Annotated in this window: 25 protein-coding genes; 9 read left to right on the top strand and 16 right to left on the bottom strand. The window is 60.0% G+C overall.

Features of this window, described 5'->3' with window-relative positions; translation table 11 throughout:
* Positions 1 to 577 precede the first annotated feature (577 nt).
* On the bottom strand, positions 578 to 1,009 hold the full coding sequence (locus tag VL130_RS13380; RefSeq protein WP_325363426.1) for a CBS domain-containing protein: 432 nt from the start codon (positions 1,007 to 1,009) through the stop codon (positions 578 to 580).
* Between the two features lie 117 nt (positions 1,010 to 1,126).
* Positions 1,127 to 1,816, bottom strand: a complete 690-nt coding sequence (locus VL130_RS13385; protein ID WP_325363427.1) for a rhomboid family intramembrane serine protease — start codon at positions 1,814 to 1,816, stop codon at positions 1,127 to 1,129.
* A 245-nt stretch (positions 1,817 to 2,061) separates the two neighbouring features.
* Here VL130_RS13385 and hfaA point away from each other — a divergent pair, with 245 nt between their 5' ends.
* The 4 genes from hfaA to VL130_RS13405 all read left to right on the top strand — a co-directional run bounded on the left by hfaA (position 2,062) and on the right by VL130_RS13405 (position 5,733).
* Positions 2,062 to 2,514 (top strand): holdfast anchoring protein HfaA, encoded by a 453-nt coding sequence (hfaA, locus tag VL130_RS13390; RefSeq protein ID WP_325363428.1) that lies wholly within the window; start codon positions 2,062 to 2,064, stop codon positions 2,512 to 2,514.
* On the top strand, positions 2,514 to 3,569 hold the full coding sequence (gene hfaB / locus VL130_RS13395) for a holdfast anchoring protein HfaB (RefSeq protein WP_325363429.1): 1,056 nt from the start codon (positions 2,514 to 2,516) through the stop codon (positions 3,567 to 3,569). Before hfaA ends, hfaB begins: the two co-directional genes overlap by 1 nt.
* Positions 3,475 to 4,740, top strand: a complete 1,266-nt coding sequence (hfaD, locus tag VL130_RS13400; protein ID WP_325363430.1) for a holdfast anchor protein HfaD — start codon at positions 3,475 to 3,477, stop codon at positions 4,738 to 4,740. The genes hfaB and hfaD overlap by 95 nt, the downstream gene beginning before the upstream one ends.
* A gap of 126 nt (positions 4,741 to 4,866) precedes the next feature.
* Positions 4,867 to 5,733: a CPBP family intramembrane glutamic endopeptidase gene (locus VL130_RS13405; protein WP_325363431.1), complete on the top strand. Its 867-nt coding sequence runs from the start codon at positions 4,867 to 4,869 to the stop codon at positions 5,731 to 5,733.
* On the opposite strand, the gene virB11 is transcribed toward VL130_RS13405, so the two are convergent.
* From virB11 to VL130_RS13460, 11 genes are all read right to left on the bottom strand, one after another.
* A complete protein-coding gene (virB11, locus tag VL130_RS13410; protein ID WP_414636281.1) occupies positions 5,702 to 6,676 on the bottom strand; it encodes a P-type DNA transfer ATPase VirB11 in 975 nt (324 codons plus the stop codon). The two genes, VL130_RS13405 and virB11, sit on opposite strands and share 32 nt — an antisense overlap.
* Before the next feature lie 14 nt (positions 6,677 to 6,690).
* Positions 6,691 to 7,755, bottom strand: coding sequence for a type IV secretion system protein VirB10 (gene virB10 / locus VL130_RS13415; RefSeq protein ID WP_325363433.1), 1,065 nt, complete (start codon positions 7,753 to 7,755; stop codon positions 6,691 to 6,693).
* A gap of 24 nt (positions 7,756 to 7,779) precedes the next feature.
* Positions 7,780 to 8,562, bottom strand: a complete 783-nt coding sequence (locus VL130_RS13420; RefSeq protein ID WP_325363434.1) for a TrbG/VirB9 family P-type conjugative transfer protein — start codon at positions 8,560 to 8,562, stop codon at positions 7,780 to 7,782.
* Positions 8,559 to 9,842, bottom strand: a complete 1,284-nt coding sequence (locus VL130_RS13425; protein WP_325363435.1) for a type IV secretion system protein — start codon at positions 9,840 to 9,842, stop codon at positions 8,559 to 8,561. The genes VL130_RS13420 and VL130_RS13425 overlap by 4 nt, the downstream gene beginning before the upstream one ends.
* Entirely contained in the window at positions 9,842 to 12,268 is a 2,427-nt protein-coding gene (locus VL130_RS13430) for a VirB4 family type IV secretion/conjugal transfer ATPase (RefSeq protein WP_325363436.1), read from the bottom strand. Before VL130_RS13430 ends, VL130_RS13425 begins: the two co-directional genes overlap by 1 nt.
* Before the next feature lie 8 nt (positions 12,269 to 12,276).
* Positions 12,277 to 12,561, bottom strand: coding sequence for a type IV secretion system protein VirB3 (locus VL130_RS13435; protein WP_325363437.1), 285 nt, complete (start codon positions 12,559 to 12,561; stop codon positions 12,277 to 12,279).
* Positions 12,562 to 12,864, bottom strand: coding sequence for a TrbC/VirB2 family protein (locus tag VL130_RS13440; protein ID WP_325363438.1), 303 nt, complete (start codon positions 12,862 to 12,864; stop codon positions 12,562 to 12,564).
* 225 nt (positions 12,865 to 13,089) lie between these two features.
* Entirely contained in the window at positions 13,090 to 13,311 is a 222-nt protein-coding gene (locus tag VL130_RS13445) for a hypothetical protein (RefSeq protein WP_325363439.1), read from the bottom strand.
* 51 nt (positions 13,312 to 13,362) lie between these two features.
* On the bottom strand, positions 13,363 to 13,494 hold the full coding sequence (locus VL130_RS13450; protein WP_325363440.1) for a hypothetical protein: 132 nt from the start codon (positions 13,492 to 13,494) through the stop codon (positions 13,363 to 13,365).
* Between the two features lie 64 nt (positions 13,495 to 13,558).
* A complete protein-coding gene (gene ligD, locus VL130_RS13455; protein WP_325363441.1) occupies positions 13,559 to 16,114 on the bottom strand; it encodes a DNA ligase D in 2,556 nt (851 codons plus the stop codon).
* Entirely contained in the window at positions 16,115 to 16,999 is an 885-nt protein-coding gene (locus VL130_RS13460) for a Ku protein (RefSeq protein WP_325363442.1), read from the bottom strand.
* Between the two features lie 154 nt (positions 17,000 to 17,153).
* Between VL130_RS13460 and VL130_RS13465 the strand changes: the two genes are divergently transcribed.
* From VL130_RS13465 to VL130_RS13475, 3 genes are all read left to right on the top strand, one after another.
* The gene (locus tag VL130_RS13465) at positions 17,154 to 17,840 is read left to right on the top strand and encodes an RNA polymerase sigma factor (RefSeq protein WP_325363443.1); all 687 of its coding nucleotides are present in this window, start codon (positions 17,154 to 17,156) and stop codon (positions 17,838 to 17,840) included.
* On the top strand, positions 17,837 to 18,409 hold the full coding sequence (locus VL130_RS13470) for a ferritin-like domain-containing protein (RefSeq protein WP_325363444.1): 573 nt from the start codon (positions 17,837 to 17,839) through the stop codon (positions 18,407 to 18,409). Before VL130_RS13465 ends, VL130_RS13470 begins: the two co-directional genes overlap by 4 nt.
* 110 nt (positions 18,410 to 18,519) lie before the next feature.
* On the top strand, positions 18,520 to 18,903 hold the full coding sequence (locus VL130_RS13475) for a c-type cytochrome (protein WP_325363445.1): 384 nt from the start codon (positions 18,520 to 18,522) through the stop codon (positions 18,901 to 18,903).
* Positions 18,904 to 18,909: 6 nt separating this feature from the next.
* On the opposite strand, the gene VL130_RS13480 is transcribed toward VL130_RS13475, so the two are convergent.
* Entirely contained in the window at positions 18,910 to 19,809 is a 900-nt protein-coding gene (locus tag VL130_RS13480) for a dienelactone hydrolase family protein (RefSeq protein WP_325363446.1), read from the bottom strand.
* A 39-nt stretch (positions 19,810 to 19,848) separates the two neighbouring features.
* Between VL130_RS13480 and VL130_RS13485 the strand changes: the two genes are divergently transcribed.
* Positions 19,849 to 21,006, top strand: coding sequence for a DNA topoisomerase IB (locus VL130_RS13485; RefSeq protein ID WP_325363447.1), 1,158 nt, complete (start codon positions 19,849 to 19,851; stop codon positions 21,004 to 21,006).
* Between the two features lie 14 nt (positions 21,007 to 21,020).
* Positions 21,021 to 21,572, top strand: coding sequence for an NAD(P)H-dependent oxidoreductase (locus VL130_RS13490; protein WP_325363448.1), 552 nt, complete (start codon positions 21,021 to 21,023; stop codon positions 21,570 to 21,572).
* Between the two features lie 35 nt (positions 21,573 to 21,607).
* On the opposite strand, the gene VL130_RS13495 is transcribed toward VL130_RS13490, so the two are convergent.
* Positions 21,608 to 22,039, bottom strand: a complete 432-nt coding sequence (locus VL130_RS13495; protein WP_325363449.1) for a RidA family protein — start codon at positions 22,037 to 22,039, stop codon at positions 21,608 to 21,610.
* A 70-nt stretch (positions 22,040 to 22,109) separates the two neighbouring features.
* Positions 22,110 to 22,568: a hypothetical protein gene (locus VL130_RS13500; RefSeq protein ID WP_325363450.1), complete on the bottom strand. Its 459-nt coding sequence runs from the start codon at positions 22,566 to 22,568 to the stop codon at positions 22,110 to 22,112.
* Between the last annotated feature and the right edge of the window lie 4 nt (positions 22,569 to 22,572).

Raw genomic sequence — 22,572 nt, forward strand, 5'->3', positions numbered from 1 at the left:
CACCGGCTGCCGCCGAAACTTTCCAGTAAAACCGGAGGGCCTCGTCAGCGGAGCGGCGCTTATAGCCGATCCAAATTCTCAGTCAAGCCTTTATTTTTAAAAAGTTTTTCAACAACTTAAAAACCAAAACCCAACCCGCCACCCCAGAAAACCGAAGCTTCCCAGAACAACCAGAGCGGCGCTTCTAATCGAACCACCAACCCCATGTCAACCGAGTTTTTCTCTTTTTCAACAATGCCGTTTCCGGCGCGTGGAAGCAGAGACAACATAGCCAGATTGGATAATTCCGAAGAACAATCCTCGTTAGATATGCAAGACTCAGAAGAAGCGCTCTTTTAATCCTCTTTCCGATTGGCATCAAGCGTTAATTGAATTTTTACAAACTCAAAAATGAATCAACCAACCGGCCAACTCCGCTTTCGTCGCAACCCGTAAAGGACCGTAACAGCGAGGGGCGGTCTCTAAAGACACAAGGCCGGAGTCGCAACCCCTAAAATGCGCAAACTGAGTCTTTTCCACACCTTGCGGAAACAGCGATCAAAACCACACTTCTATATGCATGCAAAACCAGCGCGCTTTAGCCGGCTGTAATATAGGCCTTCAGGGTCTGGGCTTCATATTCCGTTGCGGCAATCTTCGCCTTGACCAGGTCACCGATCGAGACGATGCCGACGAGCCGCTCGCCTTCCATAACCGGCAGATGGCGAATACGGCGATCCGTCATATGACCAAGCAGGGCTTCTATGGTTTCGCCCGGACTGGCGGAGAAGACCTCACGTGTCATGATATTGCTGACCGGCTGCCCCAGCGCCTGACCGCCCGATATGGCGATGGCGCGGATAATATCGCGTTCGGACACAATGCCGACGACGCGATCCGTGCGGTCCAGAACGATAAAGGCGCCGACCTTGCGGGTATAGAGAAGGGCTGCGACCGAAGACAGGCTGTCATCAGGCGTCACCGTATAGACTTCGCGGCCTTTTGTACTCAGCAACTGGTTTATCAGCATGAACCACCCTCCCCGGATGATATTTGGCATTTTCGGCGCCTTGGGGCGCTCGCATTAACGGGAGGATTAGCCTGCGCTCAACCTGTGGAAAATCAATTCAAATGCGCAAGGTACGCGTCAACTTGTCGTGAAGAATCGCGGATGAAATGCTCTGAGCCAATGGCCGATGACCAGGACACCGAACAGATAGCCGGCGATATGCGCCTGCCAGGCGATGACGACACCCTGCCCGCCCGGCAGGAAAGGCAGCAAGGCCGTCGCCAGATTGAGACCGATCCATACGGCGGCCGAACTGAGCACGCGTGAATTTGTCAACGGCACAACACCCCCATTCACGCCCCGCACCCCGGCGATACGGCTGGACGCGCCGATCAGGGCGTAGATGGCGCCGGACGCCCCCACCACCGGCACATTGGAAGACAGGTTAAGCAGGCAAAAGCCAAGGCCCGCCGCCATGCCGCACAGAAAGAAGAACGAGAAGAATGACAGGGTAGCGCCCAGCCCCTTGCCGAACGCCCGGATGACCGGCGTGGCGAAGATCAGGCAGGCCGCCGCATTAAAAAGTACATGCGTCCAACTGCCGTGCAGGAATATATGGGTAAACAGCAGTTCGAAATTGCCTTGCCGCAACAACACAGGCGATAAGGCGAAGCTATCGAGCAGCGCATTTTCCAGCGCCGGGCCACCGGAAATCTGCAAGGCATAGCAGCCCACGATCAACAGCGGCAAGACCACAGACATTAGCGGCGCGTTGAAGGCAGGCTCTTTGCGGGGCGCCTGATCAGGCCGTTCGGTGTCATCTGTCATATTTCGGGACTTCTCGGAGCATTTTCAATTAAAACGGTTCATTTTGGTTATATATGACCCTGCTTTTCCCCTTTTGACAGAGGTGAGCCGGTCACTCAGGCGCCAAAAAAACCATAAAATTGAATTTAATGCGTCAATTCCGGAAAAAATACACCTAATTTTTAGGGTTCGCTCCCAAAGTGGCACTCAAATTGCTGGCCATAGCTGCGTCTGCGGCGATGTCGTCCAGGCTGGGAGCGCATTGAATGACTATAATGAAGATATTGCTCGTGACCAGCGCCCTTGGTGTCGCCGCCTTTAGTAGCGCCGTTCACGCCCAGAGCATGAACACCAGCTCGGCTTCTTTTCAGGCGGGTTACGGTCTGAGTCTCCACCAGATGCAAACCGCGGTCGATCCTTCGACGCGCGACGCCAATGGCAACCGTGTCCTGGTTGATGGCATGATCGTCACCGGCACAGACAACAGCGTCTATGCCTATTCGAAGACACTCGGCGCAGGTGACGCCTATTCCGGCGCAGGTGCCCTGGGTGGCGCGACCGCGATCGGCAACAACCTCTCGGTCGTGGTCAACGGCAGTTACAACACAGTCATCGTACACAACACTCAAACCAATAACGGCAATGTCACCGCGACCGCCAACGGCTCTACAGCCACCGGCGCAAAGGGCAATGACATCACTGGGGATCTGCAATTCTAATGGCACATACACCGCAAACAAAAACCGGCAGAAGGCTGGTCGCTACACTTGCCAGCCTGGCTGCCTTAAGTGTCGCCCTCACCGGCTGCATGACCACGCCCAGCGTCAATGCTTCGGGCAATTACAAAGACCCGATCGGCAAGGCGCCGGTGACGGCCAACCCGACCGCCTATTCCGATGCGCTTGTCTGCCTTGGCTCCTATGCCCGTGCGCACCGCCTGGCCTCGCCGCGCCTCGCTGTCGGCCGCATTTCCGATTACACCGGCCGCGCCTCGCTGGACGGTGGCCGTGAAATCACCCAAGGCGCGTCCCTGATGGCGATGACCGCCCTGGCCAAGGCCGGCGCCCGTCAGGTCGAGCGCTTCGACACCTCGGTCGGCGAACTGGAACTGAAATACGCCAACAACAAGCTGATCACCGACGACGCCGTCGCCAACCCGACGCGTCCGGCCGATTACCGCAAGATCATGGCTGGCCAGGTCGCCGGTTCCGACTTCTTCATCGTCGGCGGCATTACCGAACTGAACAACAATATCCGTTCGTCGGGCGTGGACGCCTATGCCGGCGACACCAAGGACACCGGCCTCAAGGGCATGGCCTATGGCCGCACCCTGGTGATGAACGTGGCCCTCGATCTGCGCCTTGTCGATACCCGCACGCTGGAAGTGGTCGATGTCATTTCCTACCAGAAGCAGATCGTCGGCAAGGAAGTAAAGGCCGGCGTGTTCGACGTGCTGAACGGCAATATCTTCGATATCTCCGGCGGCCAGGGCGCACTGGAACCGATGCAACTGGCGGTCCGCGCCATGATCGAACGCGCCACGCTTGAATTCATGGCCAATCTCTACGGCGCTTCTGGTCCGGACGTCTGCCTCGATCCGCAAAACGACTTTCTTTATAATGACACGCTGGGCGCCACGGGTGGCCTGACCCCGGCCTACGATAATCTGGAGACGAACAATGCTGGTACGCGCGCAGAACCGGGCCGTTGGCAGAATATTGCCGGCGACAAGCCTCGCAGCCATACTGCTTCTGACGGCGACAGCCGCTACTAGTCAGGAAATCCCTGACGGGCAGATCACCAGCGATCAGGAACAGAACAACCCGATCAGCGCGATCCAGACCCTGAATATCGAGCAGAGTGACGGCCTGACCCGGGCGGACACGTCGACGGCCGGCAACAATCTGCAGGTCGGCAATGTCGATTATGACGCCACGCTCTATTCGTTCCAGTTCAACAAGGGACGGATCACGGCCGAGACGCATATCAACGGCGTCAATACGGGTGACGAGGATCTGTCGCTCGGCACGCCGGTTTATGCCACCAGTCAGGCCATCGCCAACTATGCGTCGGGCGTGACCAATGCCGGCCATCTGACCGCCGACACGCGTCAGCAATCGACCGCCGATCAGGTGATCGCCACCACTGATGTCCAGGCGCCGAACAACGCCATCTATGTCAGCGGCGAAGGCGACGCCACCACCGTGGTCAACCACACCGCCTATGAAGTGACCAATGGCCGCCTCGATTCAACCTCGGTGCAGTCATCGACGACCGCCGCCCATTCCAATACTTCAGCGACGGTGCATTATTCGCCGTCGCCCAACGCTTATAATGCTATGGCGACTAACAACTATTACGGCGCCAACAGTGACGATCGAGGCTCTCAGGAACACGACATCACTCAGACGCAATCGGCGATAACCCAGGCGCGCGCCGAGGTCTATGCCGGCAATGTGTGGAACATGCAGGCCAATTCAGCGGCTGTCGGCAATGACGTTAACATCCATAACACCGGCGGCTCGATGGTTGTCACCAACAATCAGACCCAGGCCGGTCTTGTCCAGTCTCAGGCCGTGATCGAGGCCGATCAGTACGGCCAGGTCTTCGCCTCAGCGTCCGGCATCGGCAACAGCATGGCCGCGGGCAATAATGATAAATATGTCCGCATCGACAACAATCAGTTGTCTTCCGGTGGCGTCGATGTGCTGGCCTCGTTTGATGGCACGACCGGCTGGGACGGCTATGTCACCGCCGATGCGGCCGGCAATTCGGCCATAGGCTATGCCTGCGCCAGTTGTAAAGCCGATATGGGCGTGGACAATACCCAGGTCAACAATTCCGACGTCAACGCCACGGCGAATGCGACAATCGCCAAGGGCCGCACTATTGTTTCGACGGCCCACGCCGTCGGTAACAGCGCCTCCTATTACGTCGGCAACTGATTGCCGCTGCCTGATTAAAAAGCGCGCCGTCTTTTGCGATGGCGCGCTTTACTCTGCCCACAGACAGGCAAGTCTCATGGATGGCGCCCTATTGACAAATTGGCACGGCCGTCATCCCTATACTCCATGACCTATCTCGACATAGCCTCACGCGGCAAAAACAGTCTCTGGCGTTATCTCGTCACCTGGCCTCTGGCCTTAGTCATATGGCTGATCATGGTGGTCGCCGTGCTCCTGCCGCTCATACTGACGCATCTGATCACGCCGGACCAGTTGCAGGCTGAGGGCGCCGGTGATCATCCGGTTCTGTTCTTCGCCTTGCAGGGCGTGGTCTTCGCCGGCCTGATCGCCGGCTTTGCCCTGGCGGCGTTTCTGCTTCACCGCAAAACCTTCAAAGATCTGTGCGGCAACTGGAGCTGGCGGCTGGTGGGGAGCGGCGCCCTGGTCTGGCTGGTGGTCCTGATCCTCTCCACAGCCATTGACTGGGCCCTGGCGCCAAAAGGCTTCACCTTCACAATAGAAACGCTCAACCCCGCCATCATCCTGACCACCATCATCTGCCTGGCCATACAGACCTTCGCCGAGGAATTCATCTTTCGCGGCTACCTGACGCAAAGCCTGCTGCTGGCCACAAAACGCCCGATGGTCGCCGCCGCTATCGCTGCCATCGCTTTCGGTTCTCTGCATATTCCGAACGGCCTGCCACAGGCGGTCGGCGCCACGGCGCTGGGCTTCGTTCTGTCGCTGATCGCCATCCGCACCGGCGGCCTGGCCTTCGGCTGGGGGCTGCATTTCGCCAACAACCTCTTCGGCGCCATTATCGTCGTGTCCGCCAATGACGTCTTCAAGGGCACTCCGGCGGTCATCACCCAGAATACACCCGGCCTGATGTGGTGGGATACCGTCTTCGGCATCGGCATCATGGCGGTTCTGGCTTTTCTGGTTCTGAAGGACGGCCGCTTTATCGGTTCGGCAGCTCAATATCCGAAATGATGCGTTCGCCGCCGGTGCGGGACAACTGCACCACCACGTCGATCAGCGAAGACGCATAAGAAAGCGTCTCCAGGCGCGTCAGTTGCGTGCCCGACTGCATGACCATCAGGGCGATCTGCTCCAGCGCGCCTTTCGGCGTATTGGCGTGAACCGTGGTGAAGGAACCCGGATGGCCGGTATTGATGGCGCGCAGGAAGGTCACCGCCTCCTCGCCGCGGATTTCACCGACAATGATCCGGTCGGGACGCAGCCGCAGGCTCGCCTGCAACAGGTCGTTGATTGTCACCCGCGCCTCGCCCATCTCCCCCTTCACCGCCACCAGCCGCAGGGAGTTGGCGTGGTTGTCGGCAATTTCCGGCGTATCCTCGACCAGGATGATGCGCTCGTTCTGCGGGATGGTTTTCAGCATGGCGTTGAGGAAGGTGGTCTTGCCCGAAGATGTGCCGCCGGAGATCAGAATCGTCTTGCGCGCCTGCACCGCCTCCTTGAGAAACTTGATCGGTTCCTTGCGGGCATAGGCGAGATCATCGCGCTTGCCCTTGCCGCCGATATCGGGGATGGCGCCGCGATCATAGGCATCAAGCGACAGATCGACCATGCGGTGGCGGCGAATGGCCAGCGCCCAGTGCTTTGCCGCCGGCGGGCCGACCAGTTGCACGCGCTCGCCGCTCGGCAGAGATGCGGCCAACAAAGGATTTTCGCGATTGATTCCCTGGTGCGCCACGCGGGCGATCTGCGCTGCCAGACGACTGAGCAGCAGGTCATCGACCTCCGGCAGTTCGAGCCGCTGCATGTGCGGCTGGCCGGAAACCTCGATCCACACCTCGCCCGGGTGGTTGACAAGGATTTCGGTGATGTCGTCACGTTCGAGAAACGGCAGGAATGGCCGCAGATAGGTGCGCAGATACACACCGTCCAGAGCCACCACACTGTCTTCGGCCACAGGCATCTGCTGTCCTACTGATTGAAATCGAGGTCGCGCGCCGCGAAGACCTGGATCGGCGCGCCCTGCGGCACCTTGATCGTCGGCGGAATCTTGATGTCGTTGCTGAGCGCTTCGCCCATCACGCCCGACGCATCCCCCGATGTGCCTATAACGATGGTCGAGGAGCTTTTGCCACTGGCGATGGTCGAAATCCCATTGACCACCGACAGCAGGATGGAAGACCCGAAGCGCTTGGCGAAGTGGGTATCCACCTTGCCGGTGGCGCCGGCCTGGCCGAGATCGTCCGTCGCCGGCGAGGCCAGTTGCACCGACAGGCCGTCCGGGCGGATCAACCGGTCCCAGATGATGAAGGCGCGCGTTTCACCGCTGGTCAGGCCGGACTTGTATTGCCCCACCAGGCGCGAACCGCGCGGGATCAGGATATTGGTGCCGTCAAAGCTGCGGATATCACGCGAAACAATAGCGCGGGTATAGCCCGGCAGGTCGGAATTGATCGCCGTTTCCAGCACCGCCGGAATGACCGCGCCTTGCGGCACCACGCGTGCCGGATCGCCGATTTTCCATGCTTTTTGCGATATATTCGAGGTCTGGGAGGCCAGGAAGGCGTCATTGCTGTTGGACGGCGGTTTTGCCGCAGCCGCTGCGGCCTGAGCCTGCGCCGCCTGCTGCGAAGCCGGCACGCTGTTATCGATGATCAGGGCCGGCGCACGCATCCCGCCATCGACGACGGGCGCGGGTTGTGGCTGCACGACCTGAACCGGTGGCTGCACCAACAGGGATTGTGGTTCGGGCGCTTCCACGGGATTCACCGTGGGATCGATCGGCGGCAACACCGAAGGCTGCGGCGCGGGCCGGGCCACTTCGGACGGCGCTTGCGGCGCGCGTGGCTTCTGGTCTGAAAGACCGGCCCAGGTCAGGGCGCCCAATGCCAGAACACCGATAACGCCGAGCGCCAGGCCAACGCCATCCCCCATGCCCGATGCCCGCGACACCTGCGGCATGGCCTGGGTGTTGGCGGCGTCGAGTTCATCGGCGTCAATCTTTAGGCGGGGGTCATTGCCGGGGGGCAAACGCAAGCCAACTCCTTTTGTTTCGGGCATTTACTTCGTACTCCCGTTCTTGCCGCGCGGTTTGGGCGACAGGCTGTCCAGCCCCTGCACGGCGTAGGTATCGTTATAGAGCACCGCCTTCAGCTCGCCGCGTCGCAGAACGAACCCCGGCGCCACCTGTTCGACGACGAAATAATCGCCGCGCGAGGCATAGTTGACGATGCTTTCGGTATTGTCAGAATTCAAGGCGTAGACGGCGGGGGTCGAGACGCCGGCGGCCCACTTCATATAGGTCGATACGCCGTCATCGAAAATCCGGATCGGCACCAGATCCGCCGCGCCGCTGAAGGTATAGGCGGCGTTGCGTTTTTCCGGCACCGGCAGGAAGGCGTTGGGATCGGGCGGCGACGCCGGATTGACCGGCGTTCCGGATTTCTGGGCGGGCGGATAGCGGAAACGCAGTTCATAAGCAATTTGCCCGCGGGCGCAATCCGACGCCGATGCGGTGCGCAACTCGAAATTATAGCTGCGTTTATCGCTGACCACGGTCATGTTGGTATAGCCCTTGGGGGCGATCGCCTTCACAAACAGCAGATTGCCGCGCTTGTTGGGCGTTACCTGCCAGGCGGCGGAATCGCCAACCCCGACATTCTCGACATGCTCATCCGGGGCCAGGGTGATCATGGTCTGGAAGTTCTGGCAGCCTTCCAGCCTGACCACCGCCGCCGGATCATAGTCGAGCGTGCGCAGGCGGCTGTCCGGTTCGTAAGTCTGGCCGAAAGAAGCCGCCGGCAAAGCCGACAGGATCATCAATAACAACGCTTTTTTCATCATAGGTCAGTCCCTTTGGGGACGGTTGAGTGGATCAGGTTCGACATGGTGTTGTTTTGATTGGGCGGATTGCGGAAGCGCTGGCCCAGCCCCTGGACCCGGCTGAAACGATCAGCGGAACCCTGACGGGCCTGCGGATCGTAAAGACCGAGCGCTTCGGTGCGGCTCATCACGCCGCCGGCCACGCCCGCCGCCACATCGGCGCTGCGGCTGATGGCCGTCATCATCGGATCGGTACGGGCGTAGGCGTCGCCGGTCGGCATGGTCATGCCGCCACGCGTCAGCGGATTCGCCGATTGCCAGATCGCCGCCTGGGTGCTTTGCGCCGTCATGGCCGTCATCGGCATGTCGCCCGCCGGTTTTTCGCGGATAGCCGCCTGCCAGTCCTTGACCAGCGACGCCGCCACCCACATCAGGGTAAAGAGGAAGGCGCAATAGATCACCGATCCCATGAACAGAATGACCATCGGCTGCACCGAGGTCACCGCCGCAATCGGATCATTGCCGATCGCCTCGATCAGCGGCACGAACAACATCAATGCCGCCGTGCCGCCAAGCACAGTCAAAAGCGGCGCCAGGGCAAACACCAGGGTCGTGCGCAGCCAGCCATTGAACAGGCCGCGCGTCTGCGGAAACAGGGCGAAGATGATGAAGATCGGCCCCAGGATCAGCAGCAAGTAAAGCACCAGCCGGGTCAGGATCAGCACGCCGAGCGTCGAGACCAGCAGGCACAGGCCAGACAACCAGAACAGGGTCACCGGCATGGAATGCGGCAGGATCAGCACGGGTTGCGCCGAGGTCGTCGCCACATTGCCGACATTGCGGGCGGCGCTGCCATAGGCCGGATCAAGCCGTTTGGCGATATCGGCGAAATGAACGAACAGGTTATCGAGGCTTTGGGCGAAGTTCATGACCGCGCTGCCCTTCTGCCCCAGCAACGCCGCCGCCACCTCGTCCGGTCCGCCCATCATCAGGCCGTAGAAAACCGCATGATAGGCCGGCCAGAACGAGACGAACGTCAGGACCAGCACCATGGTCATGATGCGCGGCGACATCATCACCACCGTCAGCCGCGTCCGTCCGGTCAGGAAACCATAGGCGATCAGGCCAACATAGATGATCAGCATAGCGGTCAGGGCATAGCCGAATGCGCCGCCCGGCCCGAACAGGCGGTTATAGCCGGTCTCGACCGCCGCATTGATATGGCAGTCCATGGCGTAGAGCGACCCCGATACCGAGGTTTCTCCGACCAGGGAAATAGCAGGGCAATAGCCGATCTGCATCACGCCCGCCCTTTCTTCGGCGCCACATCTTCTGGCCACGGCGTACCGGTCAGGTGCGGCCACCAGGCTTCCGGCGCATCGCCATATTGCGCGCGCAGGTCATCGAGATGGCGCACACTCGCCTCACGGCCGGAAAGCACGGTCAGGATATCGGGCATGGTGCCGAGGTCGAGCCGTGCCACCACCGAATGGTTGCCATGCTTGACCAGGAAGGCGCGGGCGTGCGGCGGCAGGGCGCGGATCAGGTCGAGTTCATGCCGCGTCAGGCCGAAGCCGTCGCAATAGTCCTCTGCCTGTGCGCGCGGATTGGGCATGAAGATCTGTGTCGCCGCCTGCTCGATGATCGCTGAGGATATGCGGCTATCGAGCGCGTCGCGGGCCGATTGCGTGCCGAAGCCCAGAATGGCGTTGCGCTTCCTGAGCGTCTTCATCCAGTTGCGGATGGCGGCGGCGAAGACCTCGTCGTCGAGCGCCTTCCAGCCTTCATCGATGATGATAATGGTCGGGGTGCCGTCCAGCCGTTCTTCGACGCGCTGGAAAAGGTACATCATGCAGGGCGTGCGCAGGGTCGGCTCATTGAGCAGCAAGGTCATGTCAAAACCGAGCGTGCGGGCCGCCATGTCCAGTTCGTCATCGGCATTGTCGAACAGCCAGGCGTGCTCGCCCTCACCGGTCCACGGGTTCAACCGCGCCGCCAGATCGCCATGCGTCGGCCGCCTGACGCCACCCAGCAGTTCGCGGAAGAAGCGCAGCCGGCGATATTGCGGTTCCTGTTCGAAATTGGCGTCAACCGCCTCCGAGATAATCGCCTCTTCTTCCGAATTGAGCGGCAGATCGGGACGTACGATCAGTTGCGCGATCAGCGAACGCAGGAAGGCGCGATTGCCGGGATTATCCGGCAGTTGCAGCGGGTTGAAGCCGGTCGGCTCGCCCGGACGCAGGGTGGCGTAATGGCCACCGATGGCGCGGATGAAGATTTCAGCCCCGCGGTCCTTATCGAACAAAACCGTGCGCGGCTTGAATTTCTGCGCCTGCGCCGCCAGGAAATTCAGCACCACCGTCTTGCCCGAACCTGATGGCCCGATGACGGTGAAATTGCCGAGATCGGCCTTGTGGAAATTGAAATAATAGGGTGTGCCCGATGAGGTCTCGAAAACGCTGACCGCCTGCCCCCAGTGATTGCCTTCCGGCTGGCCGATCGGGAAACCGTGCAGCGAGGCGAAGGAGGCATAGGCCGCCGTCGAGATCAGCGCCTTGCGGGCGATATAGGGTTCATTGCCGGGGAACTGCGCCCAGAAGGCGGCTTCGAGATTGATATCCTCACGCACCGCCACGGCGCCGAGATCGGCCAATGCCGCCAGGCTTTGCGCCACCGCCGGATCGAGCGCATTGAGCGATTTCGCCCGCACCAGCAGGCTCATATGGTGTTCGCCCAGCCCCATCGAGCCGGTGGCGAGATCGTCCTTGGCCAACATCAACCCTTGGCGCAGCGACATCGCCTCTTCGTCGGCGGCGCGCATCCGGCGCAGGGCCAGATTGATGCGCTCCAGACCGATCTGGCGATCAACGAAGGCGAAGCTCTCCGTCAGGGTCATCTCGAACGGCAGGCGCAGGATAGCGTCACACATGCCGGGCGTGGCGTGCGGCGGGTAGTCTTTCAGCGACAGAATAGCCGAGAAATCCTTGCCGTCACCGAGGCTCGACTGCTCCAGCGCTTCCAGGCCGAAACTGGTGCGGCGATAGGGGATATATTGGCCGAGATCGCTGGCTGGGCGCAGCACAGGGCGCATCTCGCCATTATAGAGGGCCGACAGCAGTTCGAGCGGCTCAGAACAGCGGCCGTTTGATGTCTCATAACCGCCCAGCACACGCGGGCCATAGGCCTGAAGCGCCGCCTGGAGCGCTTCGGTCGCCGCCTGCAATTCCTTGTGGTCACGCGCCATTCCGGCCGCCTGGCTGTTCTCGCCCATGCCGCGCCCGAACAGGTTGCCCAGGCTCTCGGCGAAACCGACCTTGCCCTTGGGACTGCGACGCACCACGGTGATGAACAGGTCATTGACAAACAACTGCCGGCTCGACAGCTTGTCCTGCCACTTCTGCTGGATCAGGTTGCACACCGGATCGTCGAAGGTCGATTGCAGCCCGACGCTGACACGCCGGCGGATAATGTGGTGATAGAGAACGAAGCGCGACGAGCCGACCGCGCGCAGGGCGGCGGCACGAATGATCTGGCGATGATTGACCTCGTCGGTATCAGCGGTCTCGAAGGCGAACCCTTCGAGATAGAGTGACTGCATCAGCGAACCATCACGCAGCACGATCGTGCGGTCATCGAGCAGCCGGTCATAGGGCAGCCGATCACCGACGCGCTGTTCCTTGGCGAACCAGCTGCCGAAACCACTCAATGTCCTGGAACCGTCGGCCATGTCACTCTTTAAGGATGATAGGAATTACAACGCCAGAACCGGTAGTTCCGGACACGCGGGCAGCGCGACACCTTTGTCAGCCACAGATCGAAAATGCGCGGCTCTCTCAGGCAGGCGAGATAACCGATAACATGAACGATCAATGCCACCCCGAAAGCCCAGAAAGACCGCGTGATCAGGAACGCCTCTGTCGTCACCACCGCATTGATGATGAAATAGCTGTAGGTGACGCCGGCGAACATCTGGGGCTGGGTCAGCGCCTTGAATACCGGTGACTTGATTAAATCCGACACCTAGTTCGCCACCGCCTGGATGCCGCCGACAATCGTCGCGGCGCCGAACAGGATAAAGCAGCCGACGATGACGGTGGCGCCGAAACGCCAGTTCATCCGGCCGGTCAGCATCATGAAACCGACGGCGGCCACGGCGATGACAGCCACGGTCGTCGCCACCTTGCCCATCAGGGTGCCCTGAATCCAGTCGAGCGCATTGGAGATCGGCGATGAGCCCTGCGGCACCATCTGCGCGTGAGCCTGGGTGGCGAAGGCCATTAACGATGCCGAGATCGCCATCAGCGTATGCGAAAGATACTTCATAGACCTCACCCTATCCCGGCCGCTGCGCAGCCTTCTCTATTGGCCTCGTGTCGTCACGCTCGCGCAGAGCAGATCAAACACACCTAATTGGCGTTACTCTCGCCCAAGGTCACAAAGGAATCAAGATATTGCATGACAATTGCGAGTGTTTCCGTCCACGACGCACATATCAGAAACGCACAATAACGCCGTTAGCAAGGCACGCGCATGTCCTTGCGGACAAAATTACGCAGCAAAAGTAACCGTCACGCCTTTTTTCTTGAAATAGGATTGCATCAGTTTGCGGCCCTGGCGGTTGTTCTGCGCCAGACGCGTTGGCTCGACCACGGCTTCCTTCAGCCCCTCGGCCGCCAGCGCCGCCTTGAGGTCCTTGATGGCCGCATCAAGCTCAACATTATCATCAGCGAGCGATTCATAGATTTTTTCGAGGGCTTCGGCAGTGGTCAAGGCAGGTCTCCATAATGCGGACACCCGCTTAACAGCTTTTGCCCCGCAACATCAAGACTTCTTGATATTGTCCAGCGTGTTGCGCTGATCCTTGTTGAAACCGGCAGAGACGGTTTCAACCTTGACGGCGGCCTTCTTCGGCTTGCGGACTTCCTTGGTACTCTTCTTTTGTCCCTTGGCCATGATCATTTCCTAATGCGCCTGAATGGCGTTGCGTCTTATCGCAGGTTACAGACCTGAAAGCGCGTTAAATATGAATCTCAATCCTGAGCGCCGTCAGGATGTCTTCATTGACCGTCTGCGCGGTGGTCAGGAAATCGGCCCACGGATCGCTTTTTAGCTGCGCCAGACGCTCGGCTATGGTGCCGATATTATAGTCCGATGGCTTAAGCTTCACCGACAACTCCTCCCAGAAAAGCGGCGTGGCCACGCCGGCCCCTTCCCGCGCCCGCACCGCATAGGGCGCCACGGCGGTCGCGGTCAGGTCATTGCGCAGATAATCAACGAAGATCTTGCCCTTGCGCGCCGCTTTTGACGCCACGGCGATGTAGCGATCCGGATGATCATGCGCCATTGATTGCGCGATGGCGCGAGTGAAAGGTTTGATCGTCGCCCAGATGTGTTTCGACGTCAGCGGCACGACGATATGCAGCCCCTTGCCGCCCGTCGTTTTCAGGAAGGATTTGAGACCGAATTCATCCAGGCGCGTTTTCACTTCCCGCACACCTTCGATCACTGCCTCCCACGGCGTTTCCGGGTCGGGATCAAGATCGAAAATGATCTGATTGGGCTTGTCCGGTGCAGCCGCCATAGCGCCCCACGGGTGGATTTCGATGACGCCCCACTGAATCAGGGTGATCAGGCCGGCGCGATCCCTGATCATGATATAGTCCTCACCACGCCCCTTCACCTTCACGCCGGTGTTGTAGATGTGTTTCATCTCGCCCTTACCGATATGTCGCTGGAAAAAGCAGGTATCTGACAGGCCTTCGGGACAGCGCAGCATCGAGATCGGCCGATTGACGATATAGGGCAACATCCGCTCGGCGATGCTGTCGTAATATTCCGCCAGTTGCAGCTTGGTGACGCCAAGTGCCGGAAAAATAATCCGTTCGGGATGTGAAATGCGGATACCGGCGACCTCGGCATCCGTTGTTTTGGATTTCGTCTTCGATGCGGGGGGCGGCTCGGCTTCCATAATTTTCTTTGTAACATGCAATGCCCGATCGCGCCCCACCTCTTCCGCCGGCTTGTCTTCGCGCAGGCCCTGGAATGACGGATGGCGCAGCCTGCCGTCCTCTGTCCATTCGGTAAATTCGACCTCGCAAACGATCTGCGGCTTCACATAATGCGCCCCGCGCCGGGCATCCGCCGGCAGCTTGTCGTCATACGGACTTTTGGATGTCTCAATCGTATCCAATGTCTTGCGCAGGGCCAGAGAGTTGTCGCGGTCGAAGCCGGTGCCGCACTTGCCGGCATAGATGAACTTTTCTTCTTCATAATAGCCCAGCAAAATGGCGCCGATACCGCGCTCGGCATGGGTCGGCTCCGAAAACCCGCCGATAACGAACTCCTGGCGCTTGTGACACTTGACCTTCAACCACGATTTCGCCCGGCCGCTAACATAGGGGGCATCGGCTCGCTTGCAGATCACCCCCTCCATTTCCATATCGCAAATCTTGTTGAGGAAGCCCGTATCGGCCTCCAAAAAATGCTCGCTGAAATTAATACGGCTCTCGAAATTCTTGCCTTTCAGGAGATCGGCAAGACGGGCCTTGCGTTCCAGCAGCGGCAATTTGCGCAAATCCTCGCCATCGAGGTACAGCAGATCGAAGACATAGTATTGCAGATCGGCGCTCTTGCCGGCGGAAAGCGTATTCTTCAGCGCTGTGAAACTCGACTGCCCCAGCGCATCCAGCGCCACCACCTCGCCATCTATAATCGCCGATTTGACTCCCAGTCCTTCCAGACGGTCGGCCAAGCCCTGGAACTTCGGCGTCCAGTCCAGCCCCTTGCGCGTCAGCATCCGGACACTTCCGCTCTCAATGTAGGCGAAGGTACGATAGCCGTCGAACTTGACCTCGTGCAGCCAGTCCTTGCCGGTCGGTATGGCGTCGGCCAGTGTCGCCAGTTCCGGTTCGATGAATTTCAGCGTCGGCGCTTTAGACGTCTTTTTTACCGGTGCGGTCTTTTCCGTGTGGTTCGATTTCCACACCTTGCCACCGCCCTCGCCAGCGGCTATTTCCTCCATCGTCCGCCCACTGACAATGCTGGTCATGTTGTCGGTCAGGATGTGATCGTCATCGCCTTCGACCACATGGTCATCATGGTGCTTGATTAGCAGCCAGTTGTTGCGTCCCCTGTCCTGCGGCCGCGGTTTCATCCGCACCAGCACCCATGTGCCTTGCAGCCGGCCGCCATGCAGGATGAACTTGAAGTCGCCCTTTTTCAGGCCTTCATGCGGATCACCGATCGGCTCCCATGTCCCCTCATCCCACAGCATGACCGTGCCGCCGCCATACTGCCCCTTTGGGATTGTGCCTTCAAACGTGCCATAACTGACCGGGTGATCCTCAACCTCTACCGCCAGGCGTTTATCCGCAGGATCAAGACTCGGCCCCTTGGTCACCGCCCAGGATTTCAGTGTACCATCGAGTTCAAGGCGGAAATCATAATGCAGCCGCGTCGCGGCGTGTTTCTGGATCAGGTAGCGATTGCCGGTCGTTTTCCTGACGATGCCTTCCGGCTCGGCGGTGATCTTGAAATCGCGCTTCTGGCGATATTTTTCGAGGTTGTCGGCCATCTAGCCCGCCTTTCTGGCCGGGGCCTTCTTGTCGGATTTCGGCGGAACCGCCTTGCGGGTCCGTGATTTCACCGTCGTCTTGCGGGTCGGCTTAACAGGCGCTTCCTCCCCGCCTTTCTCACGTAACGACTGCCGCAGCGCGTCCATCAGGTTGATCACCTTGGCGGTCGGCTTCTCTTCCATGACTTCGCGCGGCTCACGGTGCTCGATGCGGGCGTCGATCAGTTCCTGCAGCGCCTCGCGGTAATGATCATGGAACTTGCCGGGATCGAACGTCCTGGTCTTGCGCCTGATCAGTTCCTGCGCCAGCTCAACCTCTTCGCTGTCGGGCTTACGGTCGCGGATCTCATCGAAATACGGATCATCTTCGCGCAGTTCTTCTTCGTAGCGCAGGGTCTCCAGCACCATGCCGCTGCCGAAGGGCCTGATCCGGCACAGCCGCTCTCGCCCGCCAATCGCCAGTTGCCCGACCGCCACTTTCTTGGCCGCACGCAAGGCATCGCGGATCACCGAAAAGGTGGCGTCATTGCCCTTGCCATCCGGCGCAATAAAATAGGGCGTTTCGATATAGACGTCATCGATCTCGTCGACACCGACGAACTCGGCGATATCCAGCACCTTGCTGGAGGGGATTTTCAGCTCCTTGATTTCCTCCGGCTCGATCAGGACATATTCGCCCTTTTCGACCTCATAGCCCTTCACCAGATCATCACGGTCGACCTGTTTGTCACCGGCCATCAGGGCGTGATGCACCCGCTCGCCGGTCGGCTTGTAGATTTCGTGGAAGGCTATCGCGCGCTGACGATTGACCGCCAGGTACATATTGACCGGCAGGGACACCAGCGACAGGCGGATGGTGCCGCTCCAGTAAGGACGTAAGGCCATGGGCTTTGCTCCGTTTGTGGCTGAAACCCTACGCGCCGGCGGGTAAGGAACGCAGCAGGAAGATCGTGAGTAGCCATAAAATTCGGATAAACTCATTTTTGCGGGAACCTTTGCCGTCCACGCGCATCCAACTCTGCAAAACGGGAATAAAACCATGCACGCCACCGCCCTCGATTATGACAGCCTGCCCGATATCGCCCTCAGCGATCTGGCGCGCAACCGCGATCCGCTGGCCGTGCGCCTGATCACCACCCGCAACAACCAGCGTCTTTTCCGCGCCGCCTGGAGCATCCTGAAAAACCGCCCCGACGCCGAGGACTGCATACAGGACACCTATGTGAAAGCCTTTACCGGATCATCGCCCTTCAATGGCACAGCCTCGCTCTCGACCTGGCTGACGCGCATCGTCATCAATGAAGCGCTCGGCCGCAAACGCACCGCCCAACGGCGCAAGCTTAATCTCGATCGCAGCGAGGTCGTCATGCTGGAAGATTATCGCGGCCAGAGCGGCAGCGCCTCGCCGGAATCGCAGGTGCTGCGCTCGGAGCTGTCGAAGGCTTTGGAGGTTGCCGTGGCGCAATTACCCGAAGCCTTCCGCACCGTTTTCATCCTGCGCGACATCGAGGAGATGAGCGTCGAGGATACCGCCCAGGCGCTCGATATCCTGCCGCAGACCGTCAAGTCGCGGCTGTCGCGGGCGCGGAGCCGTCTGCGCGAGGCCCTCGATCCGCAGGTGAAAGCCGCGCTCGGCGGCACGTTCCGTTTCGCCGGACCTGATTGCGAACGCATGACACAGCGGGCATTGGGCGCGCTGTGCCCCAACACGGGAGAGACAAAATGATACCTGAAACCTCGAATCGCCGCGGCCTGCTGCTGGGCGGCACCCTCACCGCCGCCGGCCTGGCCGCCATGCTCGGCACCGGCACAAGCGTCCTGGCCGCGACCGCCCCCAAGGCCGACGCCGCGCAGGATATCCAGATCCTCAACGCCGCCATCGCGCTCGAACACGAAGGCATCGCCGCCTACACCATCGCCGCCGGCAGCGGTCTGCTCCAGCCGGCCGTCGTCTCCATCGGCGTCACCTTCCGCGGCCACCACATGCAGCACCGCGACGAACTGATCAAGGCGGTCGAGGCGCTGGGCGGCAAGCCGGTCGCCGCCAAGACGGAGGCCGACTATATCAGGGAACTGAACGTCGCCGCCCTGAAGAACCAGACGGATGTACTGCGCCTGGCGCTCGGCCTCGAACGCGGCGCCGCCAATGCCTATCTCGGCCTGATCCCTTCGCTGGGTGACGCCTATCATCAGGTGGCCGCGCGCATGGCCGGCGACGAAGCTTTCCACGCCGCCATCCTCGGCAATGCGCTCGGCGAGCCTATCCCCACCCAGGCTCTGATGTTCGGGGCCTAGCGCCGTCGTCCGCTTTCCCTCATCCGGGCGGACGGCAGCACCTGTTCCCGCCCCTGTCCGTCAGCCCCCCCGGCGGACAGGGGATTTTTTCCTTTTTACCGGAGTCCGTCATGCGCCTGCCGCTTATGCTGGCCACTATAATCCTGCTGTGCCCCTTGCCCGCCGCCGCCCAACTGACAGGCGATGCGGCGCGCGGCGCGAAACTGTACCAGCAGCGCTGCACCGCCTGCCATTCGCTCGACGCCAACCGCATCGGCCCCATGCACCGGGGCGTTTTCGGACGCAAATCCGCCGGCGTTTCCGGTTATGCTTACAGTGACGCGCTCAAGGGCCTGAATGTCGTCTGGAACGCGCAGACCCTCGACAAATGGCTGACCAATCCGCCCGCCATGGCGCGCGGCACGGCCATGGGCATCCGCGTCCCCAACCCGCAAGACCGCGCCGACCTGATCGCCTATCTCAAATCGGTCAGTCCGCCGGCGAAGAAAAAATGACGCCGATCAGCCGCGCAGGGTGCGGTTGAAAAGCGCCAGCGTCCGCGTCCAGGCCAGCTTCGCCGCCTCGGCGTTATAACGCGGCGTGGTGTCGTTGTTGAACCCATGCTCAACGCCGTCATAGACAAACGCATGATAGCGAATAGCCGCCGCTTTGAGCGCCGCTTCATAGGCCGGCCATTGCGCATTAACCCGCTCATCATTGCCGGCGAAATTGAGCAACAGTTCGGCCTTGATATTCGGCACGGCCTCAAGCGGCGGCGGTGCGCCATAGAAAGGCACAGCGGCCTTCAGTTCGGGAATGCGGGTGGCGAGCAAATTGGCAATGCCGCCGCCATAGCAGAAGCCGACCGCACCCAGCGCGCCATTGCCGTCATCAAACTTCAAGGCATATCCCGCCGCCGCCACGAAATCCTCACGCGTCTTCGCCTGATCCAGCTTGCCGAAAAGCTCGCGCGCCTTGTCCTCATCACCCGGATAACCGCCCAGTGTCGTCAGGGCGTCCGGTGCGATGGCAATAAAATTATCCAAAGCCAGTCGGCGGGCAATATCCTCGATATGCGGATTAAGCCCGCGGTTCTCATGCGCCACCAGCACCACCGGCAGGGGCTTCGCGGCATCTACGGGGCGCGTCATATAAGCCTTGATCGTACCGTAACCGGCGGGCGAAGCGATTTCGATCCAGTCCGTTCTGATCCGCGCATCATCCGGCCTGATCTGCTGGGCACGGGCGAAATCGGGCGTCAGCGCCGCCAGGGTCGCCACCGCTCCGGCGGCGCCGGCGGTATATTGCGCACAGTGGCTGAGAAATCCGCGCCGGTCGATCACCCCATGCACATACTTGTCGAACAGTTGCAGCACTTCCGGCCTGAAATCGCTCACCTGCGGCATATCGGGTTTGGTCATGGTATGACTCCTGTGATATTGTCCCGGCCGGGCCATACCATGCCACGGGATTTACGCGCCGCCTATAAAATTCCGCGCATCTTCCCATCGCTTTCCGCTGGTCGGCCATCGCAGCGTATGGGCATGAAAACCGCCGCCCTCCTCGATATCGATTTTACCGACTGCGAAGCCCAGGCCCGCGCTCAAGGGCTGCGTTATGTCACCGACTCAAAGCCCGGTTTTACGCGCAAGCGCTACGGCAAGTCTTTCCATTTTTACGATACCAGGGGCGAGCGCATCCGTGACGAGGCCGTCATTGCCCGCATCCGCAAACTGGCCATTCCGCCCGCCTATACGAAGGTCTGGATCTGCCCGCTGGCCAATGGCCATATGCAGGCGACGGGGCTGGATGCTAGGGGCCGCAAGCAATACCGCTATCATCCCGACTGGCGCACCCTCCGCGACAGCTCGAAGTTCAGCCATATCCTGGCCTTTGGCGAGTTCCTGCCGAAACTGCGCGCCGTCACCGCCGAACACATGTCGCAACGCGGCCTGACGCGTGACAAGGTGCTGGCCACCGTCGTCACCCTGCTGGAAAAGACCCTGATCCGCATCGGCAACGGCGAATATGCCAAACACAACAAATCCTACGGCCTGACCACCCTGCGGCACCACCATGTCGATGTCAGCGGCCATACCATTCGCTTTCAGTTCATGGGCAAGTCGGGCAAGGCGTGGAACCTGAAACTGACCGACCGCCGCATCGCCCGCGTGGTGCGGGCCTGCGCCGATATCGACGGCCAGGAACTGTTCAAATATATCGATGACACCGGCGTGGTGCGCGACGTCACCTCCGGCGACGTCAACGCCTACCTGAAATCCATAACCGGTGAGCCCTTCACCGCCAAGGACTTCCGCACCTGGACCGGCACGGTTTTGGCCGCCATGGCCCTGCAGGACTATGCGGAATACGACACTGAAGCGCAGGCAAAAAAGAATGTGGTCGCCGCCATCGAGCATGTGGCGAAAAAGCTTGGCAATACCCCGACCGTCTGCCGCAAAAGCTATATCCATCCGCAGATCATCGACGCCTATTTCGATGGCAGCCTGATTGAACAGATCACCGGCGAAATCGACAAGACGCTTCAGGCGCAGTATGAACAACTGACGACCGAGGAGATTCTGGTTCTGGCCTTCCTCAAACAGCGTCTCGTTTAATCAGGGAGAGCCTTATGAGTGATATCACCATCGCCGTTATCGTCGGCAGCCTGCGCAGGGAGTCGATCAACCGCAAGGTGGCCCAGGCCGTTGTCCGGCTGAACGCGCCGGGCCTCACCTTCCGTTTCATCGAAATCGGTGATCTGCCGCACTACAATTTCGATTTTGAGGACAGCCCGCCGCCGGCCGTCGTGAAGTTCCGCGCCGAAGTCGCGGCCGCCCAAGGCTACCTGTTTATTTCGCCGGAATATAACCGCTCGATCCCCGGCGTGCTGAAAAATGCCATCGATATCGCTTCGAAACCCAATGGTCATAACGGCTGGGGCAAGAAACCCGGCGGCCTGTTCGGCGCCACGCCGGGCGCCATAGGTACCGCCGTCATGCAGGCGCATGCCCGCGATGTGCTGGCCGCTGTTGGGGTTACCGTCTTTTCCGGCCCGGAAATCTATCTGACGGTCAAGGACGGCTTCTTCACCGAAGACGGCGATTTCAACCCTGGCACCGAAAAATTCCTGCAAGGCTGGATGGACGGCTACGTCGCCTTCGTGAAGAAGATGCTGGCTTAACGAAAAAAACGCCGCCCTTTCGGGAGGCGTTTTTTTTAAACCTCAGTGCTGACCGGCACATGCACCCAGAATTCGATCTCGACCGTGGCGTCGTAAGCCAGGTTGGTGACGCCGAACGCCGTCCGCACCGGCAGTTGCGCCGGATGGAAGTAGGGCTTGTAGAGGCGGTTGAAATCGCCCCACTTTGTGATGTCCGTCAGCATGACCGTGGCCTTGAAGATATGCTCCAGGCCCAGGCCGTAGCGCTTCAGGATATCCGCCGTATTGCTCATGATGAACTTCACTTCGTTTTCGAAGCCTTCGGCCAGCTTGCCGTTTTCATCGAGGCCAATCATCGCGGACAGGTAAAGCACCTGCCCGACCTGAACGGCCTCCGAAAAGGGCGAACGCGGATGCGGATGCAGATAATAAGTGATGCCATCGGCCGGAATGGGGTTGATGACGGGGCGGTCAGCTGTATTGCTCATGGTCACAATTTAACGAGGTTTGGGCGAGAAGGGCAAGCATCCTTTGCGCAAATTTTTGTGCTTCGCCTGATCAGCTTTGTGGCTCGCTTACGCTGACCGTGAAAAAATCACTGTAGACCGTCACGGAAACCCTGACTCCGGTCGCATCGCTGAAATCGGTCGTGTCGGGAACATAGGCGTTTGCCGCACGCACAAATTCCGGCCGGCAAGCGGCAATATTCTCAGTGTAACCGCTACCCATGGTTTTCAGTGTCTCCGGCGTGGCGGAACGATCCGCCGCACTGAAGAAACATGTGTAACGGATCTCCGGATCCAGAACATTATCTATATGGCAATTGTCAGCATAGGGCAGGTTTGACGTCACCTTCCAGGTGTCGGATTCGATTTTCTTGCCCTTGATCGACTTGAAATGCGTGACCGACGCGTCCAGTACGGTGCGCAGGATCGGACAGATATTCGGGTCTTGCGCCTGAGCGGCGGGCGCGATCATCAGAATGGCGATTATAGCCGCAGCGATTGGTCTTTTCATTGGG

Origin of the sequence: Asticcacaulis sp., from assembly GCF_035497195.1 — a bacterium.
Lineage (GTDB): Bacteria > Pseudomonadota > Alphaproteobacteria > Caulobacterales > Caulobacteraceae > Asticcacaulis.